Origin of the sequence: uncultured Porphyromonas sp., from assembly GCF_934359325.1 — a bacterium.
Taxonomy (GTDB): Bacteria; Bacteroidota; Bacteroidia; order Bacteroidales; family Porphyromonadaceae; genus Porphyromonas_A.
The window spans coordinates 1-1,808 of record NZ_CAKRLH010000264.1 but is presented as its reverse complement, the minus strand read 5'-3'; the positions used below and the strand labels follow the sequence as shown (position 1 = coordinate 1,808).

The following is a 1,808-nucleotide window of genomic DNA, read 5'->3' as shown; positions in this document are numbered from 1 at the left end:
CCGGAGTGATGCGGAAGGAGACCCGGTAGTCGTACCCGATCTCCTCGATCGGCAGCCCGAGTGGGCTATCAGCCTTAGGCGATGAGACGAAGTAGGAGTGCTTCCCTTTCTCCGGTCTCGCAAGAAGGTTCACTCCGGGTGCCTCGGATAGACTTCGACGCTTTTGGTCAAAGGTCTCGTAGGACACCGTTCCGCTCTTTCCCTGCCAGTTCTTAGCGGCAATGGTCTGCATGGCGGGGAAGATCCGATGGTAGACATCCTGCTGGCTGATACCATTACCGCAGTGGTCATTCCAGACGGCGAACATACCCCCCTTGATCTGCGGGTGATGCTCCTCGAAGGTCTTTCGTCCCACTGTTGCCGGAGTCCAGTTCTGATACAGCTCCTCGATATTGAGGTAGTCATAGTAGTACCCCGCCGCAGGGACGATGTAGACCCATCCGTCAGGGATGCTGATGATGTCGTACCCGAGGTCGATCATCTCCTGTCCCTTGGCGTAGTCATCGCTCCAGCAATAGAGCAGGACGTCGTCTACCTTCACAGGCGTCTTTCCTCGTGCATGGGAGAGCGAACCCCAGACGGCTGCTTTCTTCCCCAGATCCTCCACCTTGCGGATGTAGCGATCCGTAAAAGCCCTAAATTGCTCCACCACCACAGAGTCTCTATTGCTGTACTCATCCGTCCCGATATGGACGTAGGGGGAGATAAAGATGGGGTCTGCCGGGTCTAGATACTCCTCCAGGAGATCGTCCAGCACGCGATAGGTGTCGGGACTGAAGAGATCCATGTGGTCTGCGCCATACTCCTTGCTCCCGATCGATGGCATGTAGTGGGTAAAGGCAAGCGTATGCGCCGGCACATCGATCTCCGGGATGATCGACACCCCGAGCGAGGCCGCCTCCAGCTGCAGTTGCTTGAAGTCTGCCTTGCTGTAGTGACCGTCCTGTGCCGTCAGCCCTGGGTGGGTCTCACTCTCGAGACGGAAAGCGGCGTAGGTCTTGTCCCAGTCGTCGCCGTAGAATTTCTTGAAGCCGTTGTCGTTGAGATGAATGTGGAAGGTATTCATTTTGTAGTACGCCATTAGCTTCACGGTGGCGCGGAGGAAGTCGAGGGAGAAAAACTTTCGTCCCACCTCCAGCATAAAGCCGCGTATCGGGTAGTCCGGGTAGTCCTCTATCACGCCGCAGGAGAGCTCCTCTCCCTGCTCGAGGAGCTGGAGCAGCGTCCGCGTCGCCCAGTAGAGTCCCTGACGGGAGTTGCCGGTGAGGGTAATGTGATCCGGTAGGATCTCTATCCGATAGGCTTCGCTCCCCTTGTCGGAGAGTAGGGTGGGGCGGATCACAAGGGAAATGGTTCCCGAGGATCCGGTCTTTGCGGTGTCACTCAGTAGCTCTCGGAGGTCCTGCCTAAGCAAAACAGCGACCTCCGCCGCCTCCTCCCCCTCGGGAGTAAGACGACAGAGGTCGCTGTAGTGGAAGGATCCCTCCGTCCCGCTCCAGCTCTTGACCTCAGGGATGGTGAAGGGCTTCTCGCTCTGGGCGAACCCCCGCACCGGGCTGAGGAGGATAGAGAGAAGGAGGGGGATTAGGAGTCCATGCTTCATTTAGAGTGCTGCTATTGCCTGATCGTAATTCGGCTCGTGGGTGATCTCTTCTACCTGCTCGGTGTAGAGCACCTTTCCCTCCTCATCGAGGACGACGACGCAGCGAGACATCAGCCCCTTCAGAGCACCGGAGACCAGCAGGCAGCCATAGTCCTTGCCGAAGTCCGGGCTCTTGAAGGTGGAGAGCGTCACGACATTCTCCAGC

2 protein-coding genes are annotated in these 1,808 nt (G+C 57.8%); both read right to left on the bottom strand.

Features of this window, described 5'->3' with window-relative positions; translation table 11 throughout:
• The coding region (locus tag Q0F21_RS07630) for a family 20 glycosylhydrolase (RefSeq protein ID WP_297238801.1) at nucleotides 1-1,603 on the bottom strand (1,603 nt) is incomplete at its 3' end.
• A partial coding sequence (locus tag Q0F21_RS07625; protein WP_297238800.1) for a redoxin family protein occupies nucleotides 1,604-1,808 on the bottom strand: 205 nt, incomplete at its 5' end.